Source organism: Mesorhizobium sp. M2A.F.Ca.ET.039.01.1.1 (assembly GCF_003998035.1).
Taxonomy (GTDB): Bacteria; Pseudomonadota; Alphaproteobacteria; order Rhizobiales; family Rhizobiaceae; genus Mesorhizobium.
This window is the reverse complement of record NZ_RZRY01001548.1, coordinates 1-436: the sequence shown is the minus strand read 5'-3', so window position 1 is coordinate 436 and position 436 is coordinate 1. Positions and strand designations below refer to the sequence as shown.

Sequence of the window (436 nt, the reverse complement as noted above, 5' to 3'; positions counted from 1 at the left end):
AGTATAGTAATCTTATCAACATTGGGAGTGAGAGAACGATGCGCAACCTTCTGAAAACCGTTCCGGCGATCGTTCGTGGCCTGCGGCCGAGGCCGCCCGCGGCGCTCGCCGCGCGCTGATCGCCCCGTTTCGGCTCGCAACCATGGTTGGACGCGGCAACTCCATCATCATTGTCGGCGGCGGCGCCAGCGGCGTGGTGCTGGCCGCGCATTTGCTGATGTCGTCAAACTCTGATCTGCGCGTCACGCTGATCGAGAAGCGTCCGCATTTCGGCCAGGGCATGGCCTATTCCACTTTGCTGTCGGCGCATGTGCTCAACGTCAAAGCCTCCGGGATGAGCGCCTATGCCGACGACCCCACCCATTTCGCGCGCTGGGTGCTTGAGCGCGGCTTCGCCAAACCCGACCAGGGGCCATTCTATGCGCCGCGCAGTCTC

Annotated in this window: 1 protein-coding gene; it reads left to right on the top strand. The window is 62.8% G+C overall.

Annotation, left to right across the window (positions count from 1 at the left end; translation table 11 throughout):
• Positions 1-142: 142 nt before the first annotated feature.
• On the top strand, positions 143-436 hold a 294-nt coding region (locus tag EOA24_RS40870), incomplete at its 3' end, for an FAD-dependent oxidoreductase (RefSeq protein WP_127410966.1).